Source organism: Mycolicibacterium lacusdiani (genome assembly GCF_021916785.1).
Classification (GTDB): Bacteria; Actinomycetota; Actinomycetes; order Mycobacteriales; family Mycobacteriaceae; genus Mycobacterium; species Mycobacterium lacusdiani.
In genome coordinates, this window is record NZ_JAKCFC010000008.1 from 193,469 (window position 1) to 211,540 (window position 18,072).

Here is an 18,072-nt window from a genome sequence, read left to right on the forward strand (position 1 = left end):
TGCTTTGAATCACCGGGAACCTAAGCGCACGCCGCGAAGGGCACAATGAAGTGCGATGACCGGGCAACGGCGATGACGATGAACGCCAAGCGCAGGCGCGCACACGACAAGCTCGCCGCGCTGCCTGGCGTCCGCTCGGTCCGCAGACCGGTCGGCGACGGACGCGAGTTCGACCTCTTCTACGTGCGCACCGGGCCCCCGTCCGAGCATCCGCTGCTCGTCGTTCCCGGCGGCCCCGGCGCCGCCTCGGTGGCCTTGTACCGGGGCACGAGACGACGCTTCGCCGAGGCGGGTCTCGACGTCATCATGGTCGAGCACCGCGGGGTCGGGCTGTCCCGGCACGACGACGCCGGCGCCGACCTGCCACCCGAGAGCCTCGTGATCGACGCGGTGGTCGACGACCTCGCCGCCGTTCTCGACGACGCCGGCGTGTCGTCCGCCGCCGTCTACGGCACCTCGTACGGCACGTATCTCGCCGCCGGGCTCGGCGTCCGTCATCCCGAGCGGGTGCACGCGATGGTGCTCGACTCACCGCTGCTGTCGGCCGACGACATCGACGAGGTGCGCATCGCCACCCGACGTGCCCTGTGGGACGGCGACGACCCCGACACCTCCGAACTGGCTGCGAAGATGCGCCGCCTGGTCGCCGACGGCGTGCTCACGCCGGCTGCCACGCAGATGGCGGCCGGGCTGTACGGCTACGCCGGTCCAGCCATCCTGCGGCGTCAACTCGACCTGCTACTCACCGGACACGACTGGCTCTGGGGCGCTGTGGGTCTCGGCACCAAGTTCGTCTTCGAGCGCAAGACGCCCTACCACCACGAACCCGACCTCGTCGGCAGGATCGGCTACCGCGAGCTGAATTACGGCGCGGTGCCCGACGGCTCGCCGCTCGACCCGGCGGTCCCACTGCGCGACATGGCCGTCGGCGACGCGGACTTCGTCGCCGAGCCCTATGACCTGATCGCCGCGATGCCCGCATTCACCTGGCCCACCGTCGTCGTCGCGGGTGGTCGCGACCTGACCACGCCACCGTCGATCGCCGCCCGCATCGCATCGCTGATTCCGGATGCCGTGCTGGTGGAGCTGCCCACGGCAGGGCACAGCGTGCTCGACGCCAAGGAGCGCGCCGCACTCGAGATCGCCGCGGCCGTCGTCGCGGGCAAGGCCGACGAACTGCCTGGGCGCGCAGCGGAACTCGACGCCGCGCCGTCGCCGATCGGGTTCCGCCTGCTGGTGTGGGGCCTCGGCGCCGCGGCAGCTGCCGAGTCGGTGGTCCCACCGGTCGTGCAGCGGGCGGTCCGCAACGTCACTGCTTCATGAAGCCGATCGCGGTGTAGTCGACGTCGGCCAGCCCCGCGGCGCCGAAGTTCGCGAGATTGCTTCGTACGGCGACGTTTCCGGGCGACTGGGTCAGCGGCAGGCTGAACCCCTCGGCCCAGATCAGCTCGTCGAGTTCGTTGGCGAGGACGCGAGCCTTGGCCGGGTCGAGTTCCTCGAGCGTCTGCTCGATCTTGGCGTCGATCTCGGGGCTGCCGATCTTGCCGAAGTTGCTCTCCCCGGTGGACAGGTAGATCTGGGTGAGACCCGAGAGCGGGAAGGCGTCGGCGACCCAGCTGAACTGGGCCAGATCGAAGTTCCCGACGGTGATGTACTGGCTGAAGAATCCGTTGCCACCCTTGGCCTGCAGGTCGAGCTTCACCCCGATCTGCGCCAGGTTGTTCTGGGCGATCTGCGCGACCTGGCGGGTGCTGGCCGCGTCGTAGAAGATGTCGCGGATGACGAGCTGTTTGCCGTCCTTCTCGCGAAATTGGCCGTTCATCGTCCAGCCCAGTGCGTCGAGTTCGCGCTTGGCTGCCTCGGGGTCGAAGGCGACGACCCCGCTGTTGTCCTGGTACCCCTCTTGGCCCGCGACGTAGATGTGGTTGTTGAGCGGCACCGGGTTGTCCACCAGGCCGCGCTGGGTGACGCTGGCGATCGTCTGCCGGTCGATGCCCTTCGAGATGGCAACGCGCAGCCCCTTGTCGGCGAGGATCGAGCCCGGCGCACCGTTCATCGTGAAGTGGTACCAGCCCAGCCCCGGCGCGCGGCGGATCGAGATGCCTGCCGTGCGGCGGGCGATCTCCAGCTCGTCGAGGCTGGTGAGTCCCGTCGCGTCCAACGCGTTGCTCTGCAGTGCCGGGATGCGCGCGGCGTCGTCGAGCACCGAGTAGGTGATGGTGTCCAGACGCGGGGTGGCGCCCCACCACTTGGGGTTGCGGGTCAACGTGATTCGCTGCGCGGTCCGGTCGATGTTGGTGATCTCGAACGGCCCCGCCGACGGGCCGGGCTGGCTCAACTGCGCCTTGTTGAATGCCTCGGGGGTGGTGGTCACGCTCTTGGGCAGCAGCATGGTGTTGCCCGCGAGCATGCCGCGCCACTCGGAGTACGGCTTGGCGAACGTCATGACCGCCTGGCGGTCGTCGACGCCGCGGGTGACCGAGGCGACGCGCTCGCTGCCGTTCGGGCTGGCGATCGCGAAGTCCTTGTTCTTGCCGTTGGTGGCGTCGATCTGGGACTTGATGTCCTCCCACGTGATTGGCGCGCCGTCGCTCCAGGTCGCCTTCGGATTGATCGTGTAGGTGACCACCTGCGGATCGGTGCTGGTGAGTTCGACGTTGGTGAAGTAGTCCTGGTTGACCGTCGCCGTGCCGTCGGGAGCGATGCGGAACGCCCGCGGCATCGTGGCGCGCATCATCGCCCCGGCGTCGGCGACGTTGCCGTCGATGTGCAGCGTGTTGAAGTTCTCCGGGAAGCCCGACAGCGCCAGGCGCAGCGCCCCGCCCTCCTGCAGGCTGGCCGGATCCTGCGGGTTCATGTCGCTGGTGCTGCCGACTTCGGCGTCGCCGCCTGCCGGGGGAGGCGTCTGATCGCCGCTGGAGCAGGCCGTGAGGGTCAAGCCCGCCACCACGAGGAGGCTGGCGATGCGTCGGAACGTCATGCCGACCGACTTTAGTGGTCTGCTCACTATTACCTCCGGAAGCCCGCGTCTGTCCGTACCCTGAAGCTCCCCAGCCTGCGGGCTCGCGAGCCGACTCCAAGGGGGCGCACAGTGTTCGTCACCGACGGCGGCATCGAGACCGACCTGATGTTCCGCCGCGGCGTCAACCTGCCGCACTTCGCGGCCTTCGTGCTGCTGGACACGGCCGAGGGCCGATCGGCGCTGCGCGACTACTACGCCGGATACGCCGCCATCGCGTCGGCCGGTGGGCACCCGCTGCTGCTGGAAAGCCCCACCTGGCGGGCCAACCCGGACTGGGGTCGACTCCTGGGCTACGACGCAGGCGATCTCGAGCGGGTGAACTCGGCGGCGATCGAGTTCATGGCCGAACTGCGCCGCGACCACGTCGACGCAATCGGCCACATCCTCGTCAGCGGAAGCATCGGGCCGCGTCACGACGGGTACGCCGCGTCCTCGGAACCGCACCCGGACGCCGCGTTCGACTATCACCGGCCGCAACTGGCCGCGTTCGCCGCCGCTTCTGCCGACCTGGCCACCGCCTACACCATCACCCACGTCGGCGAGGCCATCGGCATCGTGCTCGCCGCCCGGGCTGAGCGACTGCCGATCGCGGTGTCGTTCACGGTCGACGCGGACGGACGTCTACTGAGTGGCATCGGCTTGGCGGAGGCGATCACGACAGTCGACGAGGCGGCACCGCCGGACTACTTCCTGGTCAACTGCGCGCATCCGAGCCACATCGCCACCGCGGTCGGCCCGGAGCAGGCCGACTGGAACCGCCGCATCGCAGGGATACGCGCGAACGCCTCGACCGCCGGCCACGCGGATCTGGACGCTGCCATCGAACGCGACGACGGCACTCCGCGCGAGTTCGCCGCAGCGCAGGCCGAACTCCTCGACCGGCTCCCGCATCTGTCCATCCTGGGCGGCTGCTGCGGTACCGACGAGCGCCACATCGGCGCCATGGTGCGCGAGACTTCGCACCGTTCCTCGGAGTCCACACCTGGGGAGCCGACCACCGAGGACCGATCATGAGCACGGCGCGAGCCACCGTTGGTATCGACGACCCACGCATCCGAGTCACCACGTGGACGTTCGAGCAGTCCGGTGATTCCACCGGACCCCACCGCCACGAGTACGACTACGTCGTCATACCCGTCACCGGCGGAACGTTCACCGTCACGAACGCCGACGGCACCACCCGTGAGATGACGCAACGCGCAGCAGCGCCGTACCACGGCACTGCGGGCACCGACCACGACGTCGTGAGTTCGTCGGACGCCACCGCGGTGTTCGTCGAAGTGGAACTCAAGGACTGACCGGTCGAGCGCCCGCTACACCGTGGGCACTGCGGCCAGCAGCCGCCGGGTGTACTCGTCCTGCGGATCGGCGAACACGCTCTCGGCGCTGCCCGCCTCGACGACGACGCCGCGGTGCATCACCGCCACCTGGTCGGCCAGGTGCTTGACCACCGACAGGTCGTGCGACACGAACAGATAGGACAGCCCGAACTGGAGCTGCAGATCGAGCAGCAGGTTGATGATCCCGGCCTGGATCGACACGTCGAGCGCGGACACCGGCTCGTCGAGCGCGAGAATCTTGGGCTGCAGTGCCAGCGCACGCGCGATGCCGATCCGCTGCTTCTGACCGCCGGAGAACTCGGCGGGGTAGCGGCTGGCGTCCTCGCGCCTCATCCCCACCAGTGTCAGCAGCTCGGCGACACGTTCGTCGATGCGGGACGCGTCGAAGCCGTTGGCGGACAGGGGTTCCGACAGCACCTCGAACACCGGTAGTCGCGGATCGAGTGACGCCACCGGATCCTGGAACACCACCTGCAGGTCGCCGCGCAGCTCGCGGCGCCCCCGCCGGTCCAGCGCCGCGACGTCGCGGCCGAGCACCTCGATCGAACCGCCCTGCGGCGGTGTCAGTTCGAGGATCTGGTGCAGCGTGGTCGACTTGCCGGAGCCGGATTCACCGACGATGCCGAGCGTGTGGCCCTGCCGCAGGTCGAAGCTGATGCCGTCGACAGCGCGCACCTCGCCGATCCGGCGTCGGAACACCACGCCCTTGGTCAGTTCGTAGGTCTTGACGAGGTCGCGTACCTGGAGCACCACGGGCGCGTCGGGATCCCGTCCGGCATCGGGGGGTGCGGTCGACACGCCGTACACGTCGGCCGCCGAGCGGCCCACCACGTGCTCGACGCGAATGCACGCCGCCGCGTGGTCGGGGCCGACGGGCAGCAGTGCCGGTTCCTCGGCCAGGCAGTCGTCGATCGCCAGCGGGCACCGGGGCGCGAACGGGCACCCCGGCGGTAACGCCTCCATCGTCGGCGGGGCACCCGGGATGGGGACCAAGCGGGCGCCCTGCGGCGCGTCGAGGCGCGGCACCGAACCGAGCAGTCCCACGGTGTAGGGCATCACGCGGTCGGCGACGATGACGTCCACCGGCGCCGTCTCCACCGCACGGCCTGCGTACATGACCATCGCGCGGTCGGCGAACTCGTTCACCACGCCGAGGTCGTGGGTGATGATCAGCACTCCGGCGCCGGTGACGTCGCGCGCGGTGCGCAGGACGTCGAGGATCTGCGCCTGCACGGTGACGTCCAGCGCGGTGGTCGGCTCGTCGCAGATGATCAGGTCCGGGTCGTTGGCGATCGCGATCGCGATCACGACGCGTTGCCGCTCACCGCCGGACAGCTCGTGTGGGAACGCCCGCGCGCGCCGGTCCGGTTGGTTGATGCCGACGAGTTCGAGCAGCTCGACGGCTTTCGTCTTCGCCGCCGCGCGGCTCAGGTTGCGCTGATGTACGCGCAGGGCCTCGGCGATCTGGTCGCCCACCGTGTAGACCGGCGTGAGCGCCGACATCGGGTCCTGGAACACGGTGCCGATCGTGCGGCCGCGGACGCGGGACATGCCCGCGTCGTCGAGGCCGATCAGCTCCTCGCCGTGCAGCCGAACCGAACCCGTTACGTCGGCGTACTCCGGAAGCAGGCCCACCACGGCCATCGCGGTCGCGGACTTTCCCGCGCCGGATTCGCCGACCAGTGCGACGACTTCGCGCGGTCGAACGTCGAAGGACATGCCTCGTACCGCGGCCACCTCGGCGGTGTCGGTGGGGAAGGTGACGGTGAGGTCGGTCACCGAGAGCAGTTCGCTCATCGCCGCCCTCTGCTCTTCGCGCAAGCGCTCATCGCCGCCCTCTGCTCTTCGCGCAAGCGCTCATCGCCGCCGCCTCAGGGTCCGCGCACCCGGGTCCAGCGCATCGCGCAGCCCGTCGCCGATCACGTTGGCGCACACGACGATCAGCACCAGCACCCCGGCCGGGAACAGGAACAGCCACGGGAACGTCAGTGCCGATGCCGTGCCGTCGCTGATCAGCGTGCCCAGTGAGACGTCCGGCGGCTGGATGCCGAATCCCAGGAAGCTCAACCCCGTCTCGGCGAGGATCGCGACGCCGACGTTGAGCGCGGTGTCGATGATGAGGATGGAGGCCACGTTCGGCAGCACGTGGCGCACGATGATCTTCCGGTTGGACACGCCCATGTACCGGGCGGCCGTGACGAATTCGCGCTCGCGCAGACTCATCGTCAGGCCGCGCACGATGCGGGCGCTGATCATCCAGCTGAATGCGGCCAGCAGCAGGATCAGCCAGATCACCGTGTCTGCGCCCCTGGTGCGCGGGGTGATGATCAGGATCAGGATGAAGCTTGGGATCACCAGCAGCAGGTCGACTACCCACATGAGGGCGCGGTCGCGCCAGCCGCCGAAGTACCCGGCGATGGCCCCCACGGTGGCGGCGATGACGGTCGAGACGAACGCGACGCAGACGCCGATCAGCAGCGACTTCTGCATGCCGCGCAGCGTCTGGGCGAGCACGTCCTGGCCGAGCGCGTTGGTGCCGAACCAATGGCTCGGGCTCGGCGGCTGCTGCAGGGCGAAGTAGTCGAGGTCGGTGTACTTCCACGGCAGCAGCGGGGGCAGCGCGTAGCAGCCGACGAACAGCACCAGCAGGATGACCAGCGCGGCCACCGAGAGCCGGCTGCGCAGGAAGCGGCGCAGCGTCAGCGTGCGACGGGATGCGAAGGCGCTTTCGGTGGTCACGAGACCCTCACCCTCGGATCGAGTGCGGCGTAGATGACGTCGGACAGCAGCCCGGCGAGCAGCACGGTGGCCCCGGTGAACAGCGTTATGGCGGCGACGATGTTGGTGTCCTGGTTCGCGATTCCCTGCACGGCCCACTCGCCCATGCCGTGCCAGCCGAAGATCTTCTCCACGAACACCGCCCCGGTGACGAGTCCGCCGACGCTGTAGGCGAACAGCGTCGCCATCGGTATGAGTGCCGTGCGCAACCCGTGCCGCAGCAGGGCCTGTCGCCGGGTCAGACCCTTGGCCCGCGCGGTGCGGATGAAGTCCTGACCGAGCACGTCGAGCATCGCGTTGCGCTGGTACCTGCTGTACCCCGCGATCGCGAACAGCGCCAGCGTCAACGTCGGCAACACCAGGTGCTGCAACCGGTCGACGACACCGTTCCAGAATCCCGGCGCTACCGTCGTGGACGTCTCGCCGATGTATTGGAACAGCTCGAATCCGAGAGCGGAGTTGATCGTGTTGGCGGGCAGCATGAGCAGCGGGGCGAGCACGAACGTCGGGGTGCTGATCAACAGCAGCGACACGATCGTGATGACCCGGTCAGACACCCGGTACTGCCGCACCGCACCCCACGCGCCGACGACGACGCCGATCAGCGTGCCGAGCACCGACCCGATGACCACCAGCCGCAGGCTGACCCCGATGCGCCGACCGAGTTCGTCGGCCACCGGCTGGCCCGTGATCGTGGTCCCGAAGTCGCCGCGGACGGCGTGGGTCACCCAGGTGGCATACCGCTGCACCACCGGATCGTTGAGGTGCAGCGCGTCCGCGCGGGCATCGATGACCGCCTGCGGCGGGCGGGGGTTGCGGCTCTCCAGGCTCTCGAGCGGATTGAACGCCCACGCGGTGAGACAGAACGTCAGGAAGGACGCCAGAACCAACAGCACCGCGTAGTTGAACAGGCGACGAGCGAGGAACCGCGTCACGTCGCGCTCTCGGCTACCCGCATTCGGACAGGGTAGGAGATCGCAGGCGATGCAGCTGCGAACGGCCCTCGCGACCCGGCGTTTCGCCCTGACCGAGGGGGAGCCAACTCGTGGCGAGGACACAGCGTTCGCCCAGTTTCGGCGCGTTCACTCGGAGGTGGAGTCGCACACCGCAGGCGGGACGTGCGACGCGATCACGACGACCGGGAAAACACCATGACGAAGCCAAACCGCAGCCATCGGTTCCTCGCAGCGATCATCGGCGCAAGCGCGGTGGTGACCATCGGTACGCTCAGTGCCGCGGTCAACGCGCCAACCGATCACACCGACCTGGCCAAGAGCACGACGATGTCGATCGGCGCCACCAGCACCGAGACCACGCCACCCACCGCGCCGGCAGTCGCGGTCGCAAAGCCGGCGATGAAGGGCCCTGCGCCGTTGCCATCGGAGGAGGAGGCGGCCAAGTAGCGGCGTGCACACTCGCGCGCCTTCGGAGCCGGAGACGACCGTCGCCGTACCGCCCGTGACCGCTACCCCGCCGGACGGATTTGGCCCGCCGGAGTAATCGCCCACCATCACCGATGATCGAGGGGCGCGGGCGGCGGACCATGTACGAACCCCGCACCCGGCCCCTCGTCCGTGGCGGCGTAGACCGCCGCGCCACCGAGTCCGGCGATGACCGCCGCAACGCCCAACGCGGCCAGCGTGCCGCGGATGCCCCAGGTGCTCACGGGTCCACTCTGGCTGCCCGACGTGGGAGCCGGCTGTGCGCGGTGTCTGACGACGGTGTGAGGAGTAGGGCTGCACAGCCCACGCATAGGTCCGGCACAGGTTCGGCCCATCGACGTGGCGAATACTGGTAGCCATGACCACCGCACAGGACAACGGGCCCGGTCGCGTCGTGATGCGGCGCGCCGACGGTAGCCCGATCAACGTCCTGGTGGTCGACGACGAACCCGTGCTGGCCGAACTCGTGTCGATGGCCCTGCGCTATGAGGGCTGGGACATCACCACCGCCGGCGACGGCGCATCGGCGATCGCGGCGGCACGCCACACGCCGCCGGACGTCGTGGTCCTCGACGTCATGCTCCCGGACATGAGCGGGCTCGACGTCCTGCACGAGTTGCGCAACCAGATACCAGGGCTGCCGCTGCTGCTGCTCACCGCAAAGGACTCCGTCGAGGACCGCATCGCCGGGCTCACCGCGGGCGGCGACGACTACGTGACGAAGCCGTTCAGCATCGAAGAGGTGGTGCTGCGGCTGCGTGCGCTGTTGCGGCGCACCGGCGTCGCCGACGAATCGGGTGGCGCACAGCTCGTCGTCGGCGACCTGGTCCTCGACGAGGACAGCCACGAGGTGACCCGCGCTGGTGAGCCGATCTCGTTGACCGCCACGGAGTTCGAGTTGCTGCGGTTCATGATGCGCAACGCCAAACGGGTGTTGAGCAAGGCCCAGATCCTCGACCGGGTGTGGAGCTATGACTTCGGCGGCCGGTCCAACATCGTCGAGCTGTACGTCAGCTATCTGCGCAAGAAGATAGACAGCGGACGCGAGCCGATGATCCACACCCTGCGGGGGGCCGGGTATGTCCTCAAGCCCGCCCGCTAGCGGCGGGTCGGGGACCCGCGTCTTCTCGCCCCGCACCTGGTCGCTGCGAGTCCGGCTGCTCGTCACGCAGATCGTGCTGCTCGCGACCGTCTGCGCCGCCATCGGCGTCGCCACGGAGTTCGCGCTGCAACGCTTCCTCGTGCACCAGCTCGACGAGCAGGTGCTCGAAGCGGGCAGGCGGTCGACGGCGATCTCCGACATGCCGCTTCCGCCGGAATCATTCGGCCCTGGCATGCGGCCCGGACCGCCGGGGGCGATGGCCCCACCGGAACCGCCGCGCATCGTGCTCTTCCCCGCTCCGCCCGACTTTCCCCTGCGCCAGCGGTTCGATCCGGAGGCCGGGCCCGGTCCCGGCTTCCTCAACGCGCCGGGGCAGGCTGCCCGCACGGTCGGCGCGGTCGTCGAGCGCGACGGTGACGTCGACGCCGGGGTCATCACCTCCGACGGCGGCCGGTCGGCGGTCAGCGCGGCGGCCACCAAACAACTTGGCGCGGTGCCGCCCGATCGCCATCCCGAAACCGTGGATCTCGACGGGCTGGGCCGCTATCGCGTCATCGGCATGCAGTCCCGCCGCGGCGGCCAAACGATCGTCACGGGACTGCCGACGGCCGTGGTCGACGACACCCTGCTGTGGGTCCTCGGCATGTTCTGCGTCGTGGCGATCACCGCGCTCCTGGCCGCCACGATCGCCGGAATCCTGGTCATCAGACGACAACTCGCACCGCTGTCGCGGGTCTCGGCCGCCGCGCGCGCGGTCGCCGACCTCGAACTCGACCGCGGTGAAGTGAGCCTGCCGACGCCCATCGTGCGCGTCGACCCGGCGGGCGCGCACACCGAGATCGGTCAGCTCGGCTCGTCGCTCAACCGCATGCTCGACCGGATCGCGGGAGCGTTGTCGGCGCGGCACGCGAGCGAGACCAGGGTCCGCCAGTTCGTCGCCGACGCCAGCCACGAGCTGCGCACCCCGCTGGCGGCGATCCGCGGCTATACCGAACTGGCGCAACGCAAACGCGCTGAGCTGCCCGACGACGTCGCCCACGCGATGAGCCGCGTGGAATCCGAGACGCACCGCATGACCCAGCTCGTCGAGGACATGCTGCTGCTGGCCCGGCTCGACGCCGGACGCGGACTGATCCGCGAGGGCGTGGACCTCTCGCGGCTCGTCGTGGACGCGGTGAGCGACGCGCACGTGGCCGGCCCGGACCACGCCTGGTCACTCGATCTGCCACCGGATCCGGTGGTCGTGGTCGGCGACGAGGCGCGGCTGCATCAGGTGCTGGCCAATCTCCTGGCCAACGCCAGGACCCACACTCCGGCGGGCACCACCGTCACGACGTCGCTGACACCTGGACCCGGCAGCGTGGTGCTCACGGTGGCCGACGACGGACCGGGCATCCCCGCGGCGCTGCGTCCCGAGGTCTTCGAGCGGTTCGCCCGCGGCGACTCGTCGCGCTCGCGGCGCGACGGCGGCACCGGTCTCGGTCTGGCGATCGTTGCCGCCGTCGTCAAGGCCCACGACGGCACGATTGACGTCCACAGCGCACCCGGGGATACCCGGTTCGTCGTGACGCTGCCCGACGGTTCACAGGCCGGCCACAGCTCGGACCAATCGGACGCCTAGCGCCGCGCCCGAGAATCGGGCAGGTGATAGCCGTACTGCCGCGCGCGGCGAACCCGCAGGACCCATCGGTCGACCGACCACGGCGGGTGACGTGGGAGCGGGCCGGTTTCGGCGCGCTGACCGCGGTCACGGCGGTGCTCTACCTGTGGAACCTGTCCGCCAGCGGGTGGGCCAACGCGTTCTACTCGGCGGCCGCGCAGGCCGGGGCCGCGAACTGGACGGCCATGCTGTTCGGGTCGAGCGACGCGGGCAACGCCATCACGGTCGACAAGATCCCCGGGGCACTGTGGGTGACGGATCTATCGGTGCGGATCTTCGGGCTGAACTCGTGGAGCGTGCTGGCGCCTCAGGCGTTGATGGGCGTGGCCGCCGTCGCGGTGCTCTACGCGGCCGTCCGCCGAGCGTCGGGCCCGCAGGCGGCGCTGCTGGCGGGCGCGGTGTTCGCGTTCACCCCCGCCGCCGCGCTGATGTTTCGGTTCAACAACCCCGACGCCCTGCTGGTCTTGATGCTCGTCGTCGGCGCCTATTGCGTGCAACGCGCGTGCGAGCCGGACACCAGCCGCTGGTGGCTCGTCGGAGCGGGTGTCGCCGTGGGCTTCGGCTTCCTGGCGAAGATGCTGCAGGCCTTCCTCGTCCTGCCCGCCTTCGGCGTCGCGTACCTGATGGCTGCTGCGGCGCCGCTGCGGGCCCGGCTGTTCCGGCTGGCCGCGGGCGCCGTCGCGCTGGTGGTGTCGGCGGGCTGGTACCTGCTGCTGGTGGAGCTGTGGCCCGCCTCGTCGCGGCCGTACATCGGTGGCTCCCAGCACGACAGCATCGTCGAACTGGCGTTGGGCTACAACGGGCTCGGTCGCATCACCGGCGAGGAGGTCGGCGGCCTTGGCAACCTCGACTACGACGTCGGCTGGGGCCGGCTGCTCGGCGCGGGCATGGGGACCTACACCGGCTGGCTGCTGCCTGCCGCGCTGGTCTGCCTGGCGGCTGGGCTCTGGCTCACCCGACGCGCGCCGCGCACCGATTCCCGGCGTGCCGCACTCGTGCTGTGGGGCGGCTGGCTGCTGACGACGGCTTTCGTGTTCAGCTTCGCCGGCGGCATCGTGCACTCTTACTACACCGTCGCGCTGGCACCTGCGCTCGGCGCGGTGATCGGCATCGGGTCGATCACGCTGTGGCGCAACCGAGCCACGCCGTGGTGTGCTGCCGCGATGGCGTCGACCGTCGCCGTCACCGCCGTCCTCGCCGTGGTCCTGGCCGCCCGCCACGACGACTGGCTGCCGTGGTTGCGCGCGGTCGTCGCCGTCGTGGGAGTGGGTGCCGCCGTGCTGCTGCTGGTGGTGGCTCGACTGCCGCATCGGGTGGCAGCCGCGGTGGCCGGACTGGCGCTCACCGCCTGCCTGATCGCGCCTACTGCCTACGCGATCGAGACGGCCGCCGCGGCGCACACCGGTGCAATTCCGTCAGTCGGACCGGCACGCGGATTCGGCGGCATGGGCGGGGGACTGCTCGCGTCACCCGAACCCAGTGCCGGCCTGTCGGCGCTGCTGGCTACCGACGCCGACCAATTCGGCTGGGCCGCAGCGGTGGTGGGCTCCAACAACGCCGCGGGCTATCAGTTGGGCAGCGGCGCACCGGTGATGGCGGTCGGCGGGTTCAACGGCACGGACCCCGCACCGACGCTCGCCGAATTCCAGCGCCTCGTGGCCGACGGTGACGTGCACTACTTCATCCGCAGCAGGATCATGGGGCGGGGCGAGCGAAGCGACGGGGTATTGGGAAGCTTCGGCAAGGCGCAGCCAACGGGGAGTCGCGAGGCCGCGAACATCGCCGAGTGGGTCGAGACGCACTATGCGCCGGTGATCATCGATCGCGTGGCGGTCTACGACCTCACCGCGGCGCCAACGGCGTGACTCACAGCCGGCGCATAGCTCGCGCAGAAGGCCACCACACTGCGCGCGGCGACGATGAAGTCATGACGGACATCGACACGGGAACCGAGCGCATCGCGCGCTTCGCATCCCGACCCAATGCGGCCAGGGCCGCGGCCGAGACCGGCGTACCGGTGCTGGACGTGGTCATCCCCGTCTACAACGAGGAGAACGCGCTGGCCGACTCGGTGCGCCGGGTGCACCGCCACCTGCGGGACACCTTTCCGTACCCCGTGCGCATCACGATCGCCGACAACGCCAGCGTCGACGAGACGCCTCGCGTGGCAAGGGAATTGGCGTCCGAACTCCCCGGCGTGCGCGTGGTGCGGCTGGAGCAGAAGGGCCGCGGTAGGGCGCTCCGCGAAGTCTGGTCGCACTCCGATGCGCAGGTCCTGGCATACATGGACGTCGACCTGTCGACCGACCTCACCGCGCTGGCCCCGCTCGTCGCTCCGTTGATCTCCGGGCACTCCGACCTCGCAATCGGCACCCGCCTGGGCCGGGGGTCGCGGGTGGTGCGAGGGGCCAAGCGCGAGTTCATTTCTCGCTGCTACAACTTGATCCTGAAGTCGACGCTCGCCGCGGGGTTCTCCGACGCGCAGTGCGGGTTCAAGGCCATCCGCGCCGACGTCGCGCGGGAGTTGCTGCCGCACGTGTCCGACGCTGGATGGTTCTTCGACACCGAGCTGCTGGTACTCGCCGAGCGCAGCGGCCTGCGCATACACGAGGTGCCGGTCGACTGGGTCGACGACCCCGACAGCCGGGTCGACATCGTCGCGACCGCCGCTGCCGACCTCAAGGGGGTCGGGCGTCTGCTCCGCGGCTTCGCCAACGGCTCGATCCCCGTCAATGCCATTGCGGCGCAACTAGGACCGTCCCAGGCCGCACCGCGTTCACTGTTCCGACAGGTGGTCCGCTTCGCCACGGTGGGGGTCGCGTCGACGGCCGCCTACCTGGCGCTGTTCATGCTGCTGCACGGCGTGATCGGTGCCCAGGCCGCCAACCTCGTCGCGCTGCTCGTCACCGCGATCGGCAACACCGCGGCCAACCGTCGGTTCACGTTCGGCGTCGCGGGCAACGCCGCGCGCCACCACGTCGAGGGGTTGATCGTCTTTGGCATCGCCCTGGCGATCACCAGCGGCGCACTCGCCGGCCTGCACGCCCTCGTCGACCAACCGCACCGGATGCTCGAGATGTCCGTACTGGTGCTCGCCAACTTGCTCGCCACCGCCGTCCGCTTCGTCCTGTTGCGGGGCTGGGTCTTCCACCCGCGGCGCCTCCGCTCGACTTCTGAAGGAGCCCGTTCATGACCGTCACCGCCGACCATCGGACACCAGCGCCCGCCGACCGGACCGACACCCCCGAACCTCGCTGGGCGAGAACGGGTCTGCTGGCGCTGCTCTCGGGTACCGCCGTGCTCTACCTCTGGGGTCTGGGATCCTCGGGCTGGGCCAACAGCTACTACGCCGCGGCCGCGCAAGCCGGTACGCAGAGTTGGAAGGCATGGCTGTTCGGCTCGCTCGACGCGGGCAACGCGATCACGGTCGACAAGCCGCCTGCCGCAATGTGGTTGATGAGCCTGTCCGGCAGGCTGTTCGGCTTCAACGAGTTCACGATGCTGCTACCGCAGGCGCTGATGGGCGTCGCGGCCGTCGCGGTGCTCTACCTCACCGTCAAGCGCACCAGCGGCCCCGGCGCCGCCCTGGTCGCGGGCACGGTGCTGGCGCTCACCCCGGTCGCCACGCTGATGTTCCGCTACAACAACCCCGATGCGCTGCTGGTGTTCCTGCTCGTCGTGGCGGGCTACACCACGGTGCGCGCGGTGGAGAACGGCAGCTACCGGTGGATGGCGCTCACGGGCGCCGTCGTCGGGTTCGCGTTCCTGACCAAGATGTTGCAGGCGTTCCTGCCGGTGCCCGGCTTCGCGCTGGCGTTCCTGGTCGCCGCCCCGCTCTCGCTGTGGCGACGGGTCGGTGGGCTGCTCGTCGCCGGTGCGGCGCTGGTCGTCTCCGCCGGTTGGTACGTCGCGTTGGTGAGCCTGTGGCCCGCCGGATCGCGACCCTACATCGCGGGGTCGACCGACGACAGCCTGCTGCAGCTCGCGCTGGGGTACAACGGTCTCGAGCGCATCGTCGGTGGTGGCGGTCCCGGTGGCGGGGGTGGCGATTTCGGCCCCGGCGGCGGCGAAGGCAGGCCTCCAGGCGGCAACCTCTTCTTCGGCGGAGACCCCGGCATCGGCCGGATGTTCGGCCCGTCGTTCGGCACCGAGTCGTCGTGGCTGCTGCCCGTCGCGCTGATCGGAATGGTCGTGCTGGCGTGGCTGACGTGGCGGTCTGCCCGCACCGACCTGCGCCGTGCCGGTCTGCTGGTGTGGGGTAGCTGGCTCGTGGTCACCGCGGGCGTCTTCAGCTTCATGGACGGCACCGTGCACCCGTACTACGTGGTGGCGCTGGCGCCCGCGATCGGCGCCCTGGTCGGCATGACCATTTCCGAACTGTGGCAGCGCAGGTCGCTCCTCTGGTCGCGACTGGTGTTGGCGGCGCTGCTGGCAGGCACGGGGGTCTGGGCCTTCGTGCTGCTGGGCCGCACACCGGAGTGGCTGCCCGTACTGCGCTGGGTGCTGCTGGTCGGATCGGCCGTGGTGGCCGTCGGAGTCGCCGTCGGCGCTCGGCGCGGCAGCCGGGTGACGGTGGTCGTGGCGGCGCTGGCCTGCCTGCTCGGTGTCGGCGCGACTGCGGCCTACTCGATCGAGACGGTGGCGGCGAACCACGGCGGCCCGATGGCGACGTCCGGTCCCGCCAAGGCAGAGGGCTTCGGCTTCGGTGGTCCCAGTGGCGGTCCGGGAGCTGGATGGGGCGGGCCCTTCGGTCAGTCCGACAACGCCCAGCTGCAGACTCTGGTCGCCGACGCCGACACCCGCTGGGCCGCAGCGGCAATCGGGTCGATGCAGGTGAGCGACCTCGAGCTGAAGACGGGCGAGTCGCTCATGGCGATCGGTGGTTTCACCGGCGGCGACCCATCGCCGACCCTGGCGGAATTCCAGCAGTACGTCGCCGACGGTCAGGTGCGGTACTTCATCGCCTCCGATCGCGGCGGCCCGCCAGGACAGCGCGGCGGCAGCGCGGGGGAGATCACCGCGTGGGTCGAGCAGACGTTCGCCAAGTCCGACGTCGGCGGCACGACCGTCTACGACCTGGAATCACCGCGATCCTGAGGCTGCCCGCACAGGAGGTCCACCATGTCCGTCACCGACGAGTACCTGAAGAACAACGATGCCTACACCCAGTCGTTCGCGTACAGCGAGGAGGACGTGTGCCAATCGCTGCGACGCATCGAGGCGAGCCCGTTCGTCACGAAGCACTCGTCGGCCCGGGGATTCGTGTTCGACGTCGCCACAGGGCGGCTGGCCGAAGTCACCGCTTGACTCTCAGATGCCGGTGCACAACGCCACGAACGGGATCGGCGCACAGATGCCGATCGAGAAGCCGGGCGTCGGGTCGCCGTTCCACGGTGGAGGCGGGGGCGGAGGCGGCGGGGGCGGTGGCGGTGGCGGAGGCGGCAATGCTGCCGCGACGCAGGTGTTGGTCGCCGGATCGAACACCGTGCCGACACCGCATTCGGCCGCATTGCCGGCTGCCGGCGACACCAGGATGACGAATGAGAGCGGCGCGAACGTGGCCGCAATGACGATCGTCAATCGTCGCGCAATGGCTGCCATCGCTGGCCCCCTCCGGGTCCTTCCCCGACCCCGCTTCAGCCATCATAAGACCGCTCCGACCGGGTGTCACTCGCTTTGATCTGGGCACGATGCGGGCCGAAACGTTGACACTCGCGGCGCTCGCATCATAGATTCCTGGGCATGATTGCAATTCTGGCTATCTCTACCAACTTAAAGAGGAAGTCATGACGGCCACCGAACTCGACCATGCCGTCGGCAAGTACGAGTTGAGCCACCTGCGGGTGTTGGAGGCCGAGGCCATCCACATCATCCGCGAGGTCGCCGCCGAGTTCGAGAAGCCGGTGCTGCTCTTCTCCGGCGGCAAGGACTCGATCGTCATGCTGCATCTGGCGCTCAAGGCCTTCCGGCCGGGCAGGCTGCCGTTCCCCGTGATGCACGTCGACACCGGGCACAACTTCGACGAGGTGCTCGCCGTCCGCGACGAACTGGTCGCCCAGAGCGGCGTCCGCCTGGTCGTGGCCAAGGTGCAGGACGACATCGACGCGGGCCGCGTCGTCGAGACGATCCCGTCGCGCAACCCCATGCAGACGTTCACGCTGCTGCGCGCCATCCGGGAGAACAAGTTCGACGCCGCATTCGGCGGCGCCCGCCGCGACGAGGAGAAGGCCCGCGCCAAGGAGCGCGTGTTCAGCTTCCGCGACGAGTTCGGCCAGTGGGATCCCAAGGCCCAGCGTCCCGAGCTGTGGAACCTCTACAACGGCCGCCACCACAAGGGCGAGCACATCCGCGCCTTCCCGATCTCGAACTGGACCGAGTTCGACATCTGGTCCTACATCGGCGCCGAGAAGATCACGCTGCCGTCCATCTACTACGCGCACCAGCGCAAGGTGTTCGAGCGCGACGGCATGCTGCTGGCCGTCCACGAGTTCCTGCAGCCGCGCAAGGACGAGCCGATCATCGAGAAGACCGTGCGGTTCCGCACCGTAGGCGACGTGACGTGCACGGGCTGCGTCGAATCCAAGGCGTCGACCGTGGCCGAGGTGATCGCCGAGACGGCCATCTCGCGGCTGACCGAACGTGGTGCCACGCGCGCCGACGACCGGATCTCCGAGGCCGGCATGGAAGACCGCAAGCGAGAGGGCTACTTCTGATGAGCGCTCGCGCGA

At 69.5% G+C, this 18,072-nt stretch carries 16 protein-coding genes and 1 pseudogene; 11 read left to right on the forward strand and 6 right to left on the reverse strand.

The genetic code is table 11. The features are described from left to right. The first annotated feature begins 72 nt into the window (after positions 1-72). Positions 73-1,323 (forward strand): alpha/beta fold hydrolase, encoded by a 1,251-nt coding sequence (locus tag LOK44_RS22425; protein ID WP_237572364.1) that lies wholly within the window; start codon positions 73-75, stop codon positions 1,321-1,323. Here the strand turns inward: LOK44_RS22425 and LOK44_RS22430 are convergent. Next, on the reverse strand, positions 1,310-2,980 hold the full coding sequence (locus tag LOK44_RS22430) for an oligopeptide ABC transporter substrate-binding protein OppA (RefSeq protein WP_237572365.1): 1,671 nt from the start codon (positions 2,978-2,980) through the stop codon (positions 1,310-1,312). The genes LOK44_RS22425 and LOK44_RS22430 overlap by 14 nt on opposite strands. Positions 2,981-3,091: 111 nt before the next feature. Between LOK44_RS22430 and LOK44_RS22435 the strand changes: the two genes are divergently transcribed. After that, the gene (locus LOK44_RS22435) at positions 3,092-4,036 is read left to right on the forward strand and encodes a homocysteine S-methyltransferase family protein (protein WP_237572297.1); all 945 of its coding nucleotides are present in this window, start codon (positions 3,092-3,094) and stop codon (positions 4,034-4,036) included. After that, positions 4,033-4,320, forward strand: coding sequence for a cupin domain-containing protein (locus LOK44_RS22440; protein ID WP_237572298.1), 288 nt, complete (start codon positions 4,033-4,035; stop codon positions 4,318-4,320). The genes LOK44_RS22435 and LOK44_RS22440 overlap by 4 nt, the downstream gene beginning before the upstream one ends. Positions 4,321-4,335: 15 nt before the next feature. On the opposite strand, the gene LOK44_RS22445 is transcribed toward LOK44_RS22440, so the two are convergent. From LOK44_RS22445 to LOK44_RS22455, 3 genes are read right to left on the reverse strand one after another with little or no spacing between them, the layout of a single operon-like run. Further along, a complete protein-coding gene (locus LOK44_RS22445; protein WP_237572299.1) occupies positions 4,336-6,159 on the reverse strand; it encodes an oligopeptide ABC transporter ATP-binding protein OppD in 1,824 nt (607 codons plus the stop codon). A gap of 60 nt (positions 6,160-6,219) precedes the next feature. Next, positions 6,220-7,101, reverse strand: a complete 882-nt coding sequence (locus LOK44_RS22450; protein ID WP_237572300.1) for an oligopeptide ABC transporter permease OppC — start codon at positions 7,099-7,101, stop codon at positions 6,220-6,222. After that, complete coding sequence (locus tag LOK44_RS22455; protein ID WP_237572301.1) at positions 7,098-8,075, reverse strand: oligopeptide ABC transporter permease OppB; 978 nt, start codon at positions 8,073-8,075, stop codon at positions 7,098-7,100. Before LOK44_RS22455 ends, LOK44_RS22450 begins: the two co-directional genes overlap by 4 nt. A gap of 216 nt (positions 8,076-8,291) precedes the next feature. Between LOK44_RS22455 and LOK44_RS22460 the strand changes: the two genes are divergently transcribed. Next, complete coding sequence (locus tag LOK44_RS22460) at positions 8,292-8,543, forward strand: hypothetical protein (RefSeq protein WP_237572302.1); 252 nt, start codon at positions 8,292-8,294, stop codon at positions 8,541-8,543. Positions 8,544-8,650: 107 nt separating this feature from the next. Here the strand turns inward: LOK44_RS22460 and LOK44_RS22465 are convergent, their stop codons facing one another. Continuing rightward, positions 8,651-8,806: a hypothetical protein gene (locus tag LOK44_RS22465; RefSeq protein WP_237572303.1), complete on the reverse strand. Its 156-nt coding sequence runs from the start codon at positions 8,804-8,806 to the stop codon at positions 8,651-8,653. Positions 8,807-8,979: 173 nt separating this feature from the next. Here LOK44_RS22465 and LOK44_RS22470 point away from each other — a divergent pair, with 173 nt between their 5' ends. The 6 genes and pseudogenes from LOK44_RS22470 to LOK44_RS22495 all read left to right on the forward strand — a co-directional run. Continuing rightward, positions 8,980-9,684, forward strand: coding sequence for a response regulator transcription factor (locus LOK44_RS22470; protein ID WP_237572366.1), 705 nt, complete (start codon positions 8,980-8,982; stop codon positions 9,682-9,684). Next, complete coding sequence (locus LOK44_RS22475) at positions 9,662-11,305, forward strand: sensor histidine kinase (RefSeq protein ID WP_237572304.1); 1,644 nt, start codon at positions 9,662-9,664, stop codon at positions 11,303-11,305. The genes LOK44_RS22470 and LOK44_RS22475 overlap by 23 nt, the downstream gene beginning before the upstream one ends. A 14-nt stretch (positions 11,306-11,319) precedes the next feature. Beyond that, entirely contained in the window at positions 11,320-13,209 is a 1,890-nt protein-coding gene (locus LOK44_RS22480; RefSeq protein ID WP_372481295.1) for an ArnT family glycosyltransferase, read from the forward strand. 62 nt (positions 13,210-13,271) lie between these two features. Further along, a complete protein-coding gene (locus LOK44_RS22485; RefSeq protein ID WP_237572305.1) occupies positions 13,272-14,537 on the forward strand; it encodes a bifunctional glycosyltransferase family 2/GtrA family protein in 1,266 nt (421 codons plus the stop codon). Further along, entirely contained in the window at positions 14,534-16,441 is a 1,908-nt protein-coding gene (locus LOK44_RS22490; protein ID WP_237572306.1) for a glycosyltransferase family 39 protein, read from the forward strand. Before LOK44_RS22485 ends, LOK44_RS22490 begins: the two co-directional genes overlap by 4 nt. 87 nt (positions 16,442-16,528) lie before the next feature. After that, positions 16,529-16,651, forward strand: a pseudogene (locus LOK44_RS22495) (carbonic anhydrase); the annotation flags it as partial. Between the two features lie 3 nt (positions 16,652-16,654). On the opposite strand, the gene LOK44_RS22500 reads toward LOK44_RS22495, so the two are convergent. Next, entirely contained in the window at positions 16,655-16,945 is a 291-nt protein-coding gene (locus LOK44_RS22500) for a hypothetical protein (RefSeq protein ID WP_237572307.1), read from the reverse strand. Between the two features lie 185 nt (positions 16,946-17,130). Between LOK44_RS22500 and cysD the strand changes: the two genes are divergently transcribed. After that, a complete protein-coding gene (cysD, locus tag LOK44_RS22505) occupies positions 17,131-18,057 on the forward strand; it encodes a sulfate adenylyltransferase subunit CysD (RefSeq protein WP_237572308.1) in 927 nt (308 codons plus the stop codon). Positions 18,058-18,072: the final 15 nt, after the last annotated feature.